Raw genomic sequence first — 17,170 nt, forward strand, 5'->3', positions numbered from 1 at the left:
CGTCCTTAGCGATGGCCATAAGCGCGCGGTTTGGTGAAGTAATCAATCAACGGTACGGTAATGTTGGCCAGTAATACCGCGAAGGCTACACCATCGGGATAACCACCATAGGTACGAATCGTCCATACCAGTATGCCGATCAGCGCACCGAATATCAGACGACCCTTGGGGGTGGTCGACGCCGTTACCGGATCGGTTGCGATAAAGAACGCACCCAGCATCGTGGCGCCGGAAAACAGATGTAGCAGCGGCGGGGCGCTGATCTCTGGATGAAGATGCCAGCCAGCCAGCGCGCACAAGGACAACGCAAGCAGAAAGCTCAACGGGATCTGCCAGTGAATGACCCGCAACAATAGCATAAACAGACCACCAGCCAGAAAAGCCAGATTAATCCATTGCCAGCCTAACCCACCCAATACACCGCTGAATAACGGCTGATGCAACAACACATCGGGTTGATGGCCGCTGCGCAAGCCGGTTTTGAAGGCATCAAGCGGTGTCGCCTGACTAATACCATCGACACCTTGGATCAGTTGCTGGATAGTCTGGCCTGCTGTGCCATGGCCGGTAAAAATAGCCATCAGCGCCTCCTGAAAATCGACAGGAGATGCTTGTAATCCCTGTGGCGGTAGCCAACTGGTCATTTGCACCGGGAATGAAATCAACAGAACCACATAACCTATCATCGCGGGGTTAAACGGGTTCTGCCCCAGTCCGCCATATAATTGCTTGGCGATGATAATCGCGAAGGTTGTTCCCAACACCACCATCCACCAAGGGGTAAAAGGTGGCAAGCTGACAGCCAGTAAGACCGTGGTTAACAGCGCGGAGCTGTCCAGCAGTGTTTCCAGCACCGGGCGTTTTCGCAAGGTCAGGATGACCGCTTCGGTAAAAAGTGCGGTGATGCTGGCGAGTGCCAATTGAATCAGGTTGCCGTACCCGAAAAACCAGACTTGCGCTACGATGCCGGGCACGCAGGCGAGCAAGACCCAACGCATAATCGCGCGAGTGGACTGGCGGTTATGGGTAAACGGTGAGGGTGCGATTCTAAAAGCCATTTAATCCTCTTGCGATGCCGACAATGCGGCGGCTTTACGTGCTTTAACCCGGGCAATAGCGGCGGCGACGGCGGCTTTGCGCGGGTCGAGGCTGTCGTTCTGGGTGGCGTCGCCCGGTGCAGCAGTGAGATCACTGTCGGGGGCGGTGACTGCCGTTAATGGGGATGCTTCAGGTGACGTTGTCACGCTCTCTGTGTTGTCGGCTTGTCCGGTGCTATCAGATAGTGCCGCTTTACGGGCTTTAACCCGGGCAATGGCTGCTGCGACCGCCGCTTTACGCGGGTCAGCCTTGTCGCTTGTTACCGCATCAGCGGCTTTGGGGGTATCGTCGAGCGTGGTATCCAGCGCTTTTTCCGCCTGTCGCTCACGTAATTGCGCTTTGCGCGCCTCGCGGGCAGCAATAACGGTACTGTTATCCGGTAATTGTCCTGGTTCAATGCGGATGTCGGGTTTCACGGCGGCGGCCTGTTTATTCCGCACGCGTTCCAGCGCGGCCATCACAGCGCTTTTATCGGTAGCCGCGACACTGGCGGCGGCCTGTTTATGTCGTTCTTCACGCGAGCGTTTTTCGCGCTCCAACCGAGCCTGGCGTGCATCAAAACGCGCTTTCGCTTCAGCGGCTTTGCGGGATTCCTGACTCAGCGCCTGAATCTCGGCTTTTTCCTGGCGGTAATATTGCACCAGCGGGATATTGCTGGGGCAAACATAGGCACAGGCACCGCATTCGATACAGTCGAACAGGTGGTGCTGGCGCGCTTTTTCGTGTTCTTGTCCCCGGCTAAACCAGTAGAGTTGCTGCGGTAGCAGCCCTGCCGGACAGGCATCGGCGCACTTGCCGCAACGAATACAGGCCTGCTCTTCTTCCGGCGGCTGAATTTCATCGCGGGCAGGGGCCAGAATACAGTTACTGGTCTTGATGATCGGTACGTCCAGTGCGGGCAGGGTGAACCCCATCAGCGGACCGCCCATAATGACCATCGGTTGGGTTGTGGTGACGTGATAACCGGCATGGCGCAGCAAATGACGTACCGGTGTCCCCAACCGCGCCCAGACGTTACCCGGCTGGCGTAACGCATCACCGGTGAGGGTGACGACACGTTCGGTTAACGGTTCGCCATCAATAACAGCGCGTTTGATAGCATAGGCGGTGCCGACGTTTTGCATCAGCACGCCAATAGACGCTGAATGCTTGCCGAATGGCACTTCTTTGCCAGTCAGAATTCGGGTTAGCTGCTTGGCACCGCCAGAGGGGTATTTGGTGGGAATGACGCGCATTTGAATGCGTGGGTAATCCACCAGTGCAACACGCAGTGCCGTGATGGCTTCCGGCTTGTTGTCTTCAATACCCAGCAGGATACGTTGCGGTTGTAGCAGGTGGTCAAGAATATCGACCCCTTGTGCAATTTCCTGTGCGCACTCTTGCATCAACCGGTCGTCGGCGGTGATATAGGGCTCGCATTCAGCGGCATTGATGATCAGCGTCTCGATGCCGCGCAGGCCGCCCTGTAATTTGGCGGCGGTGGGGAAACCTGCGCCCCCCAGCCCGGCGATACCGGCTTGATGCAGATGTTCCACCAGCTCGGACGCTGTTGCCTGACGATAGTCGACCCGCTTACGGCGTTCACACCAGCGGTCTACTCCATCTGGGATAATAATGATGCTCAGTTCCGTCAACCCGGAGGGATGATTGCTCATATGCTGACGGATGGCATGTACGGTGCCGGAGGTTGGCGCATGCACTGGCAGCATACGGCCAAAGCCACGCGTCAACGGTTGCCCACGGAGTACCGGATCACCGACTTTGACGCACAGATCGCCTTCCGGACCAAGATGCTGCTTGAGCGGGATAATCAGATAGTCAGGCATAGGAACCTGACGCAGCGGTACCTGACTGGATTGGGTTTTCATTTCCGGAGGGTGAATCCCGCCCGCAAAATCCCAGATTCTGTCTTTTCTAAAGGCGGCGAACAGCTTAAACATGGTTTTCGATCACACGGTTTTCCGCCTGGATGACTCGCACCGGAATGGCGTCGAGATTCCATTTCCAGTTGGCGGTTGTCGGCGCTAAAGGTCTTAAGTCAATACAATCCGTCGGGCAGGGGGCCACACACAGGTTGCAACCGGTGCACAGATCACGGATGACGGTATGAACGGCACGCGTGGAACCGATAATGGCGTCGACCGGGCAGGCCTGAATACATTTGGTACAACCTATGCAGTTCGCTTCGTCTATCCAGGCGACCTGCGGTTCCGGCTTCTGTGGTGTATCGGCATCCAGCGGCTGCGGCTCGATATTCAGGCGATCCGCCAGCTTAAGCATTAGCGGTTCTCCGCCCGGCACGCATTTGTTGATGAGCTCGCCATTGAGGGCGATAGCTTCGGCATAAGGTCGGCAACCCGGATAACCACACTGACCACACTGACTCTGTGGCAGCATCGCTTCCAGATGTTCTACTACCGGATCAGCTTCCACGCGAAAGCGCCGGGAGGCGAACCCCAGAATAAGCCCGGACACTATCGCCAGCGCGCTGAGTGCGACAATGGCCATCCCGATAGTGTTCATCACAGTTTCACCAACCCGGTAAAGCCCATAAAGGCCAGCGACATTAGCCCAGCAGTCACCAGTGCTATTGATGACCCGCGAAACGGTGCCGGTACATCGGCGACTGCAAGGCGTTCACGCAGTGCCGCAAATAACACCAATACCAGTGAAAAGCCGACGGCAGCACTGAATCCATAAATGGTTGATTGCAGGAAATTGTGCGACTGATTGACGCTTAACAATGCCACCCCAAGGACGGCGCAATTGGTGGTGATCAGTGGCAGAAAGATACCCAGTAAGCGGTAGAGCGCCGGGCTGGTTTTTCGCACCGCCAGTTCGGTGAATTGCACTACGACGGCAAACACCAGAATAAACGCCAGCGTGCGCAGGTAGAGCAGGTTCAGCGGCAGCAAGACATAGGTGTTGACCAGCCAGGAAAATACCGACCCTATCGTCATCACAAATGTGGTGGCAAACCCCATGCCAATAGCGGCTTCCAACTTTTTGGACACGCCCATGAATGGGCAGAGACCCAGGAATTTCACCAGTACGAAGTTGTTGACCAGAACCGTGCCAACAAACAGTAATACATATTCGCTCATTACAGTGCCTACACAATAAAACCGGCGTATTATCGGGTATTGTCAGGCGTTCGGCAACTTACCCTCTGTGGGGTTATTCAGCAATCACTCGGGGCAAGCGGGGAAAAGATAAGCTAACAGGCGTTAGCCGTCATCCGTCAAGCTGCAGGATGGCGTTATTAATCCTACTCATGAGCCTTGTTCTACAGGGTTAACGTGTTGCACTGTTCAAAACGCGAGCGCGTTATCCAGAGCATGAAGTATTTCGGGTATAAATAGTAAGAAAATATAAAACGGTGCGGAAATCCACTGAGCAGTGCGTGGCGGGCGAGCACTGGTTGCCATGTGGTAAGGGGTATCCATGCAGTCTGTGAGGTTGGCGTACCTCTCAGACCACAAAGCGTTCAGGCTATAAAACGTCAGACTACAAAATGCCAGACGGATTTCGGCACCTGACCAATATCAAACAGCTTTCCGCCCGCTGCTAATTCCGCCCGACGATGGTCAGCGGCACGGTACATATTAATAATCTCATGATCATCAGTCAGAGAATAATTTAGGTGATCAAATAATTTCTCAAGACTTTCTGGTGAATTCACTTTTCTGAACTTTAACAAATATTCGTAAACGCTCATTTGCGCAAAATTATCAATAGTAGTGATTTTAGGGGATTCAGTATATTCGTCATAACATTTATGTCCAGTATTGAATTCAAAAATATATACCCGTCATACTTCAAGTCGCAGGTGTGTTGGCTGCGTTCGCTCACCCGAATCACTTACCTGAGTAAGCTCATCGGGATTCACTCTCTTGCCGCCTTCCTGCAACTCGAATTATTTAGGGTATACACTTGGTACGCATTATGGTTAATAAAAATATTCGTCAGGAGACGTCATCAAGTATCAATACGTCGTTGCGGATTTAATTAACACGTCATTTCGTAAAACCGCGAGTAATGCGCTTGCGACTGATAAATAAAAGGATGAATAGTGCTTTCACTGGTTTTCTATACCTGCCGACATTCGGATTGTAGAAGAAAACACTGCTGTGAACAGAGGCATTATATCTTGTGTTTCAGGGGAAATAGTGTGCTTTACGGGAGAGTCGGCACGGGAGAGTCGTCAGCGTGTTCTGGGCATCGTAAAAGGCACAGTGTGCCAGGAGGCGACAGAATGGTTAGCGCGCCGTAACCTGAAAATGCGAAAGTGGTCAGGCATATCTTCGTTTCTTTGCCACCATCCTGACTGTCAGGGCAATGGCAAAAAGGTAGGGATATCATCGGTTGCACAGAATGGGACTCCGCACAGGTGGTGAAAGCGCGGGGGAATCCGCATGTTGACGAAGGAGCGTTGGTCATGACGTCCAATCAGTTTCTTTCCGTCGATTTCGGGTCATGTCGATGACGTAGAGAAAAGGGAAATGGTCTATGCAAAGCAGAAAAATGCTTATCGCAATCAGCATACTGGGTTCCTCACTGGCACAGGCGGCATCACCGTCTGATGTCAGCGTGGGGCTTTCCGGCATGAAAGCACAAATAGATAACGGACTGGTTTCCGTCGCGATTGGCAGCGATGGCAGTATCGGCACTCTGTCAAACGGCAGTCAAAATCTTATCGATAAAGCCAATAGCCAGGTGAACGCGCTGGGTAAAAGCAGTACCGGTTATCTGGATTATTATTCAGGCGCATTTCTGAAGTTTAAACCACAGCAGATTTCTGTGATTGAAAACACGAAAGACATTGTACATATTGCTTATATCGATAATGAAACCAGCGCATTGAGTCTGGAATACCACTTTATCGTACGGCGTGGTGTCAGCGGGATTTATAGCTATGCCGTGGCACGGAATGATACGTCATCCAATCTCACGGTGAGCGAATTACGCGGGGTGTACCGGTTTAATCCTTTTCTGCTTGATCATATCTCCAATGGTATTCATACCACCAAGCCCTATCTCTACTCCCAGCTCAATAACTTTGAGAAGATTCAGGATGAAACCTGGAAATTACCGGATGGTAGTTATTACTCCAAATACGACTTCGCCGGTTATATGCGCAAAACCCCGGTCTGGGGCGTATACGGCAACAATATCGGTGCCTGGATAGTCCCGGGCAGTAGTGAATATATGTCGGGTGACGACACCAAGCAGGACTTAATGGTGCATCAGGACGGGCTGGCGATCATGTATATGACGGGTTCGCATTTCGGTACGCCGGACTTGATAGCCCCGCCTGGCTGGCAAAAGCTGTATGGCCCCTGGTTGTTGTATGTGAATGCCGGTACCGATGAGCAGATGTACAGTGACGCGCTGGCGCGTAGTCGGCAGGAAATCGCCTCATGGCCATATAATTGGGTGAATGACAGTCGTTTCCCGGTGGATCGCGCCAGCGTAACCGGTAGCGTGAATACCACCGTCCCGTTGAACGTGACGCTATCGTCTTCGCTTAATGAAGCGTCAGATGTACAGACCTTAGGCTATGCCTTCACTACTAATACCGACAGTCAGGGAAATTTTCGCTTTGATAAGGTGCGCAAAGGGAAATATACCCTGACGATTTATGCCAATGGTGGCAGCAGGCCGGGCGTGCTCTACAGCGATGTTGTGAATGTCACCGGTAATACGCCAATACCCGCTATCCAGTTAGCTCAGGCGGCACCGGTGGTGTGGGCTATTGGTCAGAGTGATCGGCTGGCGTCGGAATTCCGGTTTGGCGACCAGCTGCGCAATTATCACTGGCAGAATGATGTTCCGGCCAATCTGACGTATACCATCGGCGAGTCGAGCCCGGCACAGGATTGGTATTACGCCCAGACCAATCCCGGTAGCTGGAATGTGAATTATATCGATCGTGCCGATGGCAGTGGTCGGGTGCTGAATGTGGCGTTTGCCGCCGCCAGTAACCGGGGAATGACTAACCCGACGACGCCGTCGTTATCGGTGTTGGTCAACGGCACTAAAGTCAAAGATATTCAGTATGACAATGATAAATCCGTGTACCGCGGGGCGCTGAATAGCGGTAAATATCACTACGAGCGTATTCCTATCGACAGTGGTTTACTGCGCGACGGTACCAACACCATTACGTTTACACTCAATGGTGGCACCTTTATGTACGACGTCGTGACATTGACAAAATAGCGACCGTCGCAGGTACGTTTGGTGTACTGGAAATAGATAGCTGGCTGGCCATAGACTTGCTGACCATAGAAAGAAACAAAGCCGACACATTGTGTCGGCTTTGTTGTTTACAACGTTGTCTGTTTACCGTGTTACTAACCGGCGAGCGGTTGGGGGGATTAGGCCCGATGTCCGCACAGCTTGTAATACAGGTCGTTCCAACGCAGCCCATCTTTGAAAGCAGGCAGGATGGTGTGCTGGTCGATCACCGTCAACTCGATGTTATGCAGGTCGGCGTACAACCGTAAATAATCCAGATCAAGCGACTGCGTGAAGACAGTATGGTGTGCACCACCTGCCAGAATCCAGGCTTCGGCCGCAGTTTCCAGTGATGGCTGAGCCTGCCACAGCGCGCGGGCAACCGGCAGTTTCGGTAATGGGTGCGGCTGTGCGACGGCATCGACCTGATTAACCAGTAAGCGGAAACGATCACCCAGATCGATAACGCTGACATTCAGTGCTGATCCGGCCGGGGCGGAGAAGATCAACCGTACTGGATCCGCCTTACCGCCGATCCCGAGGTATTGCGCATCCACCAGTGGTTTGGCTTCGCTGGCAATGCTCGGACAGACTTCCAGCATGTGTGCACCCAACACCAGATTGTTACCGGGTGTAAAATGGTAGGTGTAATCCTCCATGAAGGAGGTACCACCGGGTAAACCTTGTGCCATCACCTTCATGACACGCAGCAGTGCAGCTGTCTTCCAGTCGCCTTCAGCGCCAAAACCATATCCCTGTTGCATCAAGCGTTGTACCGCTATGCCGGGGAGTTGCTTCAGGCCGTAGAGGTTTTCAAAGTTGGTGGTAAAGGCTTTAAAGTTGCCCTGATCGAGAAAACGCTTCAGACCGAGCTCGATGCGAGCGGCATCCAGCAAATTCTGCCGTTTGGGACCGTGCAGTTTGACTGCGTCGCTGAGTGTATAGGTTGCTTCGTACTCTTCTATCAGCGCGTCCACATCGCCCTGGCCGATATCGTCCACCACACCGACCAGGTCTCCCAATCCCCAGGCACTGACGGCGTAGCCAAACTGAATTTGCGCACCGACTTTATCACCTTCGGTGACCGCCACTTCCCGCATGTTGTCGCCAAATCGTGCCACTTTGAGCTGGCGGCTTTCCTGCAACGCGGCAGCAACGCGCATCCATTTGGCAATGCGTTCATGGGCATGGCGATCCTGCCAGTGACCGACCACCACCTGATGGGCCTGACGCATGCGTGCGCCGATAAACCCAAACTCACGCCCACCGTGGGCCGTCTGGTTCAGGTTCATAAAGTCCATGTCCATACTGTCCCATGGAATATCGGCATTGAACTGGGTATGGAACTGCAACAACGGCTTATTCAGAATGCTCAGGCCACCAATCCACATTTTGGCGGGTGAGAAGGTATGCAGCCAGGTCAGTAAGCCGATGCAGTTATCCTGATAATTGGCATCGCGGCACAGCGCGGTAATTTCATCCGGTGTTTTGACCAGCGGTTTGAGTACCAGCCGCACTGGCAGATTGGCGTCACGATTAAGGCCATTCACCACTTTTTCGGCATTCTCTTTTACCTGACGCAGTGCTTCCGGGCCGTACAGATGCTGACTGCCAATCACAAACCAGACTTCGAGCGGCTTAAATTGTTCCATGATGACTCCTGTTTGGGTTCCCAAAGGGATGTAAAAGTGATGTTCGGCAAACACTCAATGGTCTGCCCCGGCGTGGGGGCTGTAGGCGGGTTCCGCCAGCCGACACCACTGCTGATAACGTTCGTAGAGCCGTTGATAGCGGGCGACACGCTCAGGGTCTGGCATCAACGTGCGTTCGATTCCACAGGCCATGTGCTGTTGCGCAGAAGGAATATCCGGATGTGCTCCGGCGGCGACAGCGGCGAAGATAGCCGCACCCAGCGCGCAGCATTGGTCCGAGGCCACGATTTGCATCGGGCGGTTCATCACGTCGGTACACACTTGCATGATGGTGGCGGATTTACGGGCGATCCCGCCGAGCGCCAGCAGGTTTTCTACCGGGATCTGCTGAGATTCGAAGCACGCCATGATGGCGCGTGCGCCAAAAGCGGTGGCGGCAATCAATCCACCAAACAGCGCCGGGGCATCGGTACCGAGATTGAGGTCAGCAATCACGCCTTTGAGCCGCTGGTTGGCAAACGGTGTGCGGCGGCCATTAAACCAGTCGAGCACCACCGGCAGGTGATCGAGTGAGGGGGAATCGGCCCAGGCTTGTGTCAGTTGTGTCAACAGGCTGGATTGCAGTTGATCCAATTGTGATTGCCACTCGGGGTGTTCGCTGGCGGCCAGTTGCAGTGGCCAGCCGAGCACACGGCCAAACCAGGCGTACATATCACCAAAGGCGGATTGACCCGCTTCCAGACCGATATAACCGGGGACGACGCTACCATCCACCTGACCACAGATCCCGGCGATCGTTTTGTCGCCAACACGATCCGCGTCTGCTATCAGAATGTCACAGGTTGAGGTGCCGATGACCTTAACCAGCGTGTAGGGCTTAGCCCCTGCACCGACTGCACCCATGTGACAATCGAAAGCGCCGCCGGATATCACGACATTGTCAGGCAAACCTAATCGCTGTGCCCATTGTGGCGTCAGCGTGCCGACCGGGTGATCAGCCGTCCAGGTCTCGGTAAAGAGTGGGTAGTGCAGTTTTTCTGTCAGGCAGGGATCGAGCGCCTGTAAGAAATCTTTTGGCGGCAGGCCACCCCAATCCGGGTGCCACAGTGATTTGTGCCCGGCGCTGCAACGGCCGCGACGAATTGCGCCCGGCGCCGTGGTGCCGGAGAGCAGGGCGGGTACCCAGTCACACAGTTCTATCCAGGAGACCGCCGCCTGACGTACTGCCGCATCCTGCCGGGTGATATGGAGAATTTTGGCCCAGAACCATTCCGATGAGTACACGCCACCGATGTAGCGGGTGTAATCCGGGAATTGGCCGCTGCGGCATAGCTGATTGATGGCTTCAGCTTCATCAATAGCGGTGTGATCTTTCCATAGCACAAACATGGCGTTGGGGTTATCCGCAAACTCCGGACGTAGCGCCAGCACGTTGCCTTGTTCATCTATTGGCGCAGGCGTTGAACCGGTGGAGTCGACGCCAATGCCGCTTATCTGCTGGCGCTGTTCGGGAGTCAATCGTGCGACCACAGTCCGAATCGCTAATTCCAGTGATTCGATGTAATCCAATGGATGGTGGCGAAACTGGTTGCTGGCCGGGTGACAATATTGTCCCTGACGCCAGCGCGGATAGTAGACCACTTCTGTTTCCAATTCCTGCCCGCTGTGGCAATCCACCGCCAGCGCACGGACAGAATCGCTGCCAAAATCAAGACCAAGAGTAATGGCGCCCGCACTCATCGTTGCTGCTCCTGTTAATCGTAGGGATCACGCTGTTTACGATAGACAGGCCGATTTAACGCCGTGAGGAGTCATTAGCTGGAAGTATGTACTTTTCTGCCACGCTCAGGGGTTTTGTGATGGCGGTCATAAGTTAATGGCAGGTTAAATTTGCTGAATCTATGCACGAATCAGCTGTAGTTTCTGAATGTGATTGCGCTCTCTCTTCGTGGTGAAAATACCCGCTACAACTTACGCGTCTGAAGGTAAACGGAGGATGGAATTACAATAACTTATTGTTTTTCCATTGTTCCAGAAAAAAGCATTTTACTGAGATCGTTTACATACGTGATGGCACCTCCGGTTGCCATCGTGGTAAAGATAACAATGAGCGGAGAAAACCATGCATAAATTCACTAAGGTTCTGGCGGCGATTGGCCTGGCTGCGGTTATGTCACAATCGGCTATCGCAGAAAATATGAAGCTGGGCTTTCTGGTTAAACAACCGGAAGAGCCCTGGTTCCAGACTGAATGGCGGTTCGCCGACAAAGCCGGTAAAGACCTGGGATTTGACGTTATCAAGATAGCCGTGCCCGATGGCGAGAAAACCCTCAATGCTATCGACAGCCTTGCTGCAAGCGGTGCCAAAGGTTTCGTTATCTGTACACCTGATCCGAAACTGGGGGCAGCTATCGTTGCCAAAGCGCGCAGCTATAACCTGAAAGTGATTGCCGTAGATGACCAGTTTGTGAATGCCAAAGGGCAACCCATGGACACCGTACCGCTGGTGATGATGGCCGCCACCAAGATTGGCGAACGTCAGGGGCAGGAATTATGGAAAGAGATGCAGAAACGTGGCTGGAAACTGCAAGACACCGCGGTGATGGCGATCACTGCCAATGAGCTGGATACCGCTCGCCGCCGCACATCGGGATCGATGGAGGCACTGAAAGCCGCTGGATTCCCGGAAAAACAGATCTATCAGGTTCCAACTAAGTCTAACGATATCCCCGGCGCATTTGATGCCGCTAACTCGCTGCTGGTGCAACACCCTAACGTGAAAAACTGGCTGATCGTCGGTATGAACGACAACACCGTACTGGGGGGTGTGCGTGCGACCGAAGGTCAGGGATTCAAGGCCGCTAATGTCATCGGTATCGGTATCAATGGGGTCGATGCGGTCAGCGAACTGTCCAAAGCACAACCGACCGGTTTCTACGGCTCGCTGCTGCCAAGCCCGGACGTACATGGCTACAAGAGCATCCAGATGCTGCATGACTGGGTAACAAAAGGCGTTGAACCGCAGAAATTCACCGAGGTGACGGATGTGGTGCTGATTACCCGCGATAACTTTAAAACTGAACTGCAGAAAAAAGGCTTGATGTGATGACCTTTGCCCGCCTGTGCTGGTAGCCGCGCGGGCAAAACACTGGCCGCGCCGTCATCCGACGGCGCAGACCATTGAGGATGCTGAAATGACCGTACAGTCACCTTATTTATCCTTCCGGGGGATCGGCAAAGTGTTTCCCGGCGTCAAGGCACTGGATGACATCAGTTTTGACTGTCATGCCGGGCAAATCCACGCGTTGATGGGAGAAAACGGCGCGGGGAAATCCACCTTGCTGAAAATTTTGAGCGGCAATTACACGCCGTCACAGGGAGAAATTCACATTAAAGGGCAGCCAGTGCGCTTTACCAATACGATGGACGCGCTGAATGCCGGTGTGGCGATCATCTATCAGGAACTGCATCTGGTGCCGGAAATGACGGTAGCGGAAAACATCTATCTGGGGCAGTTGCCGCATAAAGGTGGGTTGGTAAACCAATCGCTACTGCGTTACGAGGCCGGCTTACAACTGGAACACCTTGGATTGGATATCGACCCGGACACGCCGTTGAAATACCTGTCCATTGGGCAATGGCAGATGGTGGAAATCGCTAAGGCGCTGGCACGCAATGCCAAGATTATCGCCTTTGACGAACCAACCAGCTCGTTGTCGGCACGTGAGATTGAACAACTTTTCCGGGTGATTCGTGAATTACGCAGCGAAGGGCGGGTGATTCTGTACGTCTCACACCGTATGGAGGAAATCTTTGCACTCAGCGATGCCATCACCGTGTTTAAAGATGGACGCTACGTGAAAACCTTCTCCGATATGCAGCAGGTTGACCATGCGCAACTGGTGCAAGCCATGGTGGGCCGCAATCTGGGTGATATTTACGGTTATCAGCCACGTCCACATGGCGAACCGCGGCTGGAATTGCATGAAGTCAAAGCTGTTGGTGTGAAATCACCGGTGTCGTTATCAGTACGCAGCGGCGAAATTGTCGGCCTGTTCGGGTTGGTGGGCGCCGGGCGTAGTGAACTGATGAAGGCGCTGTTCGGCGCGACCGGCATTACCAGCGGCGAGGTACGGTTGGATGGGCAACCGCTGCGTGCCAGAACCCCCGGCGATGCGATTCGTAGCGGGCTGATGCTGTGCCCGGAGGACCGTAAAGCTGACGGTATCATTCCGGTGCACTCGGTGCGGGATAACATCAATATCAGCGCCCGTCGCAAACACATCAAAAACGGTTTCATCATCAATGAAGCCTGGGAGGAGGAAAACGCCGATCACCACATTCAGGCGCTGAATATCAAAACTCCATCGCCAGAGCAACTGATCATGAACCTGTCCGGTGGTAATCAGCAGAAGGCGATCCTCGGGCGCTGGCTGTCAGAGGAAATGAAAGTGATCATGCTGGATGAACCGACCCGAGGCATTGACGTCGGTGCCAAGCATGAGATTTACCACGTGATTTATGAGCTGGCCCGGCAGGGTATTGCCGTGTTGTTTGCGTCCAGCGACCTGCCCGAAGTGCTGGGGCTGGCGGATCGCATCGTGGTGATGCGCGAAGGTGCCATTTCCGGCGAAGTGCTGCACGACGAAGCCAGCGAGCAGCAGGTCCTGAGTCTGGCGATGTTAAAAACGACTGCTACTGAACCCGCGGTTGCCTGACCGCCAAGGAGTTGATGAATGTCTACGGTTAGTTCCCCTTCTCATGCTGGTAAATCTCATGGCTTCAGCCTGTCCCGTATCTGGGATAATTACGGCATGCTGGTCGTGTTTGCCGCACTGTTTCTGGCCTGTGCGCTGTTCGTGCCTAATTTCGCTACCTTCGTCAACATGAAAGGACTGGGGCTGGCGATTTCCATGTCGGGCATGGTGGCGTGCGGCATGTTGTTTTGTCTGGCTTCCGGCGATTTTGACCTGTCGGTCGCCTCGGTGATTGCCTGTGCGGGTGTCACTACCGCGGTGGTGATCAACATCAGCGAGAGTCTGTGGCTGGGCGTTGCCGCGGGCTTACTGCTTGGCGTTGCGTTCGGTTTACTCAACGGCTTTGTCATCGCACGACTGAAAATCAACGCGCTGATCACCACACTGGCGACCATGCAGATTGTGCGCGGGCTGGCGTACATCATTTCTGATGGCAAGGCGGTGGGTATCGAAGATGAACGCTTCTTCACGCTGGGATATGCCAACTGGCTGGGATTGCCAGCACCGATCTGGCTGACGGTTATTTGCATGGTGTTGTTCGGTTTGCTGCTCAATAAAACCACCTTTGGTCGCAACACGCTGGCGATTGGCGGTAACGAAGAGGCAGCCCGCCTGGCCGGGGTGCCGGTGGTACGGACCAAAATCATCATTTTCGGTCTGTCCGGGCTGGTTTCTGCGGCGGCGGGTATCATTCTGGCATCGCGTATGACCAGTGGACAGCCGATGACATCCATCGGTTATGAATTGATTGTGATTTCAGCGTGCGTACTGGGCGGTGTGTCACTGAAAGGCGGTATCGGCAAGATATCCTATGTGGTGGCCGGGGTGCTTATCCTGGGGACGGTGGAAAACGCCATGAACCTGTTGAATATTTCGCCCTTTGCTCAATATGTGGTGCGTGGTCTGATTCTGCTGGCCGCGGTTATCTTTGACCGCTACAAACAACTGTCGAAGAAAACGGTGTGATAGCCGGATAGCGCCAGCCTGTGCTGGCGCTATCCATAACGAGACGAGAATCTCTTTTCAGGAGGCCGCATGTATCACCGTATGGCGCATGAGTCCCAGCCTAACCCGTTGCTGCCCGGTTATGCGTTTAACGCCTATCTGGTGGCGGGACTGACGCCGATTCTGGCTGGCGGACCGCTGGATTTCTTCATTGATCGTCCAGATGGTATGAAGGGATACATCATCAACCTGACCATCAAAGGTCAGGGGAAGGTGTTAGATGGCGATGATACGTTTTTCTGTAACCCTGGCGACCTGCTGCTGTTCCCACCCCGGTCGCGTCACTATTATGGCCGTGCGCCCGGTAGCGACTGTTGGTATCACCGCTGGGTCTATTTCCGCCCTCGTGCCTACTGGGCCGACTGGCTGGAGTGGCACAGTAAAGGCTGTGATGTGGGGCGCTTGACGCTTTCCAATCCTGGGCTGTTGCAGGAGTTTGACAAGTTATTCGCCAATATTGAGCAGACCCACCGTTCCGGGCGGCGTTTTGCTGAGGAACTGGCGATGAACTTGCTAGAGCGCCTGTTATTGCGTGCTATGGAAGAAGATCCACAGAGCCCGCAGCGCATTATGGATCCGCGTGTCATCGAGGCGTGCCAGTTTATTACCGGTAATCTGGCCGGAGAACTGCGCATTGATGAGGTGGCTCGCCATGTTTGTCTGTCGCCGTCGCGGCTGGCCCATCTGTTTCGTGAACAGGTCGGCGTGAACATCCTGCGCTGGCGCGAAGACCAACGTGTCATCCGTGCCAAGCTGTTGTTACAGACCACACAGGAGTCGATAGCTGCCGTCGGTCGTGTAGTTGGTTATGACGATCAGCTCTACTTTTCCCGCGTTTTCCGCAAGCGGGTAGGTGTTAGCCCCAGCGATTTCAGGCGGCGTAACAGCGAAATCCATCATCCGTTGATAGAAAAACCGGTGGAGGTTTCTCCCTGGCGAGGTGAATCGCTCGCTCCGCCTCATCCCTGGGTTGTGACGCCGTAGAGGCCGTAATTGTCGGTCTGCGTACCCCGACTATGACTGTCACAGGAGGTCATAGCCGGGGCGCTATCATGACAATTCTCTCAATACTCTCTCAGAACTCTCTTAGTTCTATCTCAGCACTGTCCGATAATTATCATTTTCCCCGGTGCTATACTAGTCTGTGTTCCGCCAGCGGTGAGCTGAAGGTGGGACGCCGCCTAATTGCACTAGGACAACGGGCCCGATCTGCAGGCCCGCCAATGAGGGGAAATATATGACGGAGACCATCCGTGTTGGTCTGTTAGGTTATGGTTATGCCAGTAAGACGTTTCATGCACCACTGATTGCAGCCACGTCAGGAATGAAGCTGGCGGCAGTATCGAGCCGCGATGCTGGAAAAGTTCAGGCTGACTGGTCCTCAATGCATGTCGTGCCCGAACCGCAGGCGCTGTTCAATGATCCCGATATCGATCTGATTGTCATCCCCACCCCGAATGATACCCATTTCCCACTGGCTCGGCAGGCGTTGCTGGCCGGTAAGCATGTGGTGGTGGATAAACCGTTTACCGTTACACTGTCACAAGCACGTGAGCTGAACCAACTGGCAGAACATGCAGGTAAACTCCTTTCCGTATTCCATAACCGGCGCTGGGACAGTGATTTCCTGACATTACAGCAATTGCTGAAAGCAGGTGCGCTGGGCGATGTGGTGTATATGGAATCGCATTTTGACCGCTATCGTCCGCAAGTGCGTCAACGCTGGCGTGAAGACGGCAGCGAAGGGAGTGGTATTTGGTACGATCTGGCACCACATCTGATTGATCAGGTGTTGCAGTTGTTCGGCCTGCCGGTGGCGATTCAGGCGGATATGGCGCAGCTCCGTCCCGGCAGTAAAGCCGCCGATTACTTCCACGCGACGTTGATTTACCCCCAGCGACGTGTTGTGGTGCACAGTTCTATGCTGGCGGCGGCACCCAGCGCCCGTTACATCGTGCATGGCACCCAGGGTAGTTATGTGAAGTTTGGTGTTGACCCGCAGGAAGACCGCTTGAAAGCGGGCGAAAAACCACAAGCACATGATGACTGGGGGCAGGATAACCATGACGGTATTCTGACGCTGCACCGTGATGGTGTACTGGCGGACCAACCGGTGCCGACCATCCCTGGGCATTATCAATCTTATTATGCCGGTATTCGTGATGCGCTGCGGGGGCGGGGCGATAACCCGGTACCTGTCGGACAGGCGATTAACGTGATGGAGCTGATCGAGCTGGGGTTAACCTCGTACGAACAGAAAAAAACGATGACACTGAAGAGCAGTTAGCCGGTAATCGTCATGATTTGTGACGTAAATCCCTGAACGCGAGGCGGGTTTCTGTCTTGCATTATGGGTATTTATTGCTGATAGTGGGGCATTGTTTAAGCAGGCGATCTTAGGATCGCCTGTATTTTTAT

At 54.0% G+C, this 17,170-nt stretch carries 13 protein-coding genes; 6 read left to right on the forward strand and 7 right to left on the reverse strand.

The genetic code is table 11. The features are described from left to right. Positions 1 to 5: 5 nt before the first annotated feature. The 5 genes from rsxD to ydgT form a co-directional block, all read right to left on the reverse strand. Positions 6 to 1,058, reverse strand: coding sequence for an electron transport complex subunit RsxD (rsxD, locus tag LF929_RS10225; RefSeq protein WP_226092555.1), 1,053 nt, complete (start codon positions 1,056 to 1,058; stop codon positions 6 to 8). Further along, entirely contained in the window at positions 1,059 to 3,038 is a 1,980-nt protein-coding gene (rsxC, locus tag LF929_RS10230; protein WP_210175661.1) for an electron transport complex subunit RsxC, read from the reverse strand. Beyond that, on the reverse strand, positions 3,031 to 3,621 hold the full coding sequence (gene rsxB, locus LF929_RS10235) for an electron transport complex subunit RsxB (protein ID WP_210175660.1): 591 nt from the start codon (positions 3,619 to 3,621) through the stop codon (positions 3,031 to 3,033). Before rsxB ends, rsxC begins: the two co-directional genes overlap by 8 nt. Next, complete coding sequence (gene rsxA, locus LF929_RS10240; protein WP_210176758.1) at positions 3,621 to 4,202, reverse strand: electron transport complex subunit RsxA; 582 nt, start codon at positions 4,200 to 4,202, stop codon at positions 3,621 to 3,623. The genes rsxB and rsxA overlap by 1 nt, the downstream gene beginning before the upstream one ends. A 398-nt stretch (positions 4,203 to 4,600) precedes the next feature. Continuing rightward, complete coding sequence (gene ydgT / locus LF929_RS10245; RefSeq protein ID WP_038906351.1) at positions 4,601 to 4,816, reverse strand: transcription modulator YdgT; 216 nt, start codon at positions 4,814 to 4,816, stop codon at positions 4,601 to 4,603. 791 nt (positions 4,817 to 5,607) lie between these two features. Here ydgT and LF929_RS10250 point away from each other — a divergent pair. Next, entirely contained in the window at positions 5,608 to 7,320 is a 1,713-nt protein-coding gene (locus LF929_RS10250) for a polysaccharide lyase family protein (RefSeq protein ID WP_210176757.1), read from the forward strand. Positions 7,321 to 7,478: 158 nt separating this feature from the next. Here the strand turns inward: LF929_RS10250 and araA are convergent, their stop codons facing one another. Both araA and LF929_RS10260 read right to left on the reverse strand, forming a co-directional pair. Beyond that, positions 7,479 to 8,990, reverse strand: a complete 1,512-nt coding sequence (gene araA, locus LF929_RS10255; RefSeq protein WP_226092554.1) for an L-arabinose isomerase — start codon at positions 8,988 to 8,990, stop codon at positions 7,479 to 7,481. 54 nt (positions 8,991 to 9,044) lie between these two features. Beyond that, positions 9,045 to 10,730: a ribulokinase gene (locus LF929_RS10260; RefSeq protein ID WP_038908006.1), complete on the reverse strand. Its 1,686-nt coding sequence runs from the start codon at positions 10,728 to 10,730 to the stop codon at positions 9,045 to 9,047. 382 nt (positions 10,731 to 11,112) lie between these two features. On the opposite strand from LF929_RS10260, the gene LF929_RS10265 reads away from it, so the two are divergent. The 5 genes from LF929_RS10265 to LF929_RS10285 all read left to right on the forward strand — a co-directional run bounded on the left by LF929_RS10265 (position 11,113) and on the right by LF929_RS10285 (position 17,039). After that, on the forward strand, positions 11,113 to 12,096 hold the full coding sequence (locus LF929_RS10265) for an arabinose ABC transporter substrate-binding protein (RefSeq protein ID WP_038908005.1): 984 nt from the start codon (positions 11,113 to 11,115) through the stop codon (positions 12,094 to 12,096). 88 nt (positions 12,097 to 12,184) lie between these two features. Next, positions 12,185 to 13,708 carry an L-arabinose ABC transporter ATP-binding protein AraG gene (araG, locus tag LF929_RS10270; protein WP_226092553.1) on the forward strand — a complete coding sequence of 508 codons (1,524 nt, stop codon included), beginning with the start codon at positions 12,185 to 12,187 and terminating at the stop codon, positions 13,706 to 13,708. A gap of 18 nt (positions 13,709 to 13,726) precedes the next feature. Further along, a complete protein-coding gene (gene araH, locus LF929_RS10275) occupies positions 13,727 to 14,713 on the forward strand; it encodes an L-arabinose ABC transporter permease AraH (RefSeq protein ID WP_038904385.1) in 987 nt (328 codons plus the stop codon). Between the two features lie 69 nt (positions 14,714 to 14,782). Beyond that, on the forward strand, positions 14,783 to 15,736 hold the full coding sequence (gene araC / locus LF929_RS10280; RefSeq protein WP_016941343.1) for an arabinose operon transcriptional regulator AraC: 954 nt from the start codon (positions 14,783 to 14,785) through the stop codon (positions 15,734 to 15,736). A 253-nt stretch (positions 15,737 to 15,989) separates the two neighbouring features. Further along, positions 15,990 to 17,039, forward strand: coding sequence for an oxidoreductase (locus LF929_RS10285; RefSeq protein ID WP_226092552.1), 1,050 nt, complete (start codon positions 15,990 to 15,992; stop codon positions 17,037 to 17,039). Positions 17,040 to 17,170 lie beyond the last annotated feature (131 nt).

The organism is Dickeya oryzae, assembly GCF_020406815.2.
Lineage (GTDB): Bacteria > Pseudomonadota > Gammaproteobacteria > Enterobacterales > Enterobacteriaceae > Dickeya > Dickeya oryzae.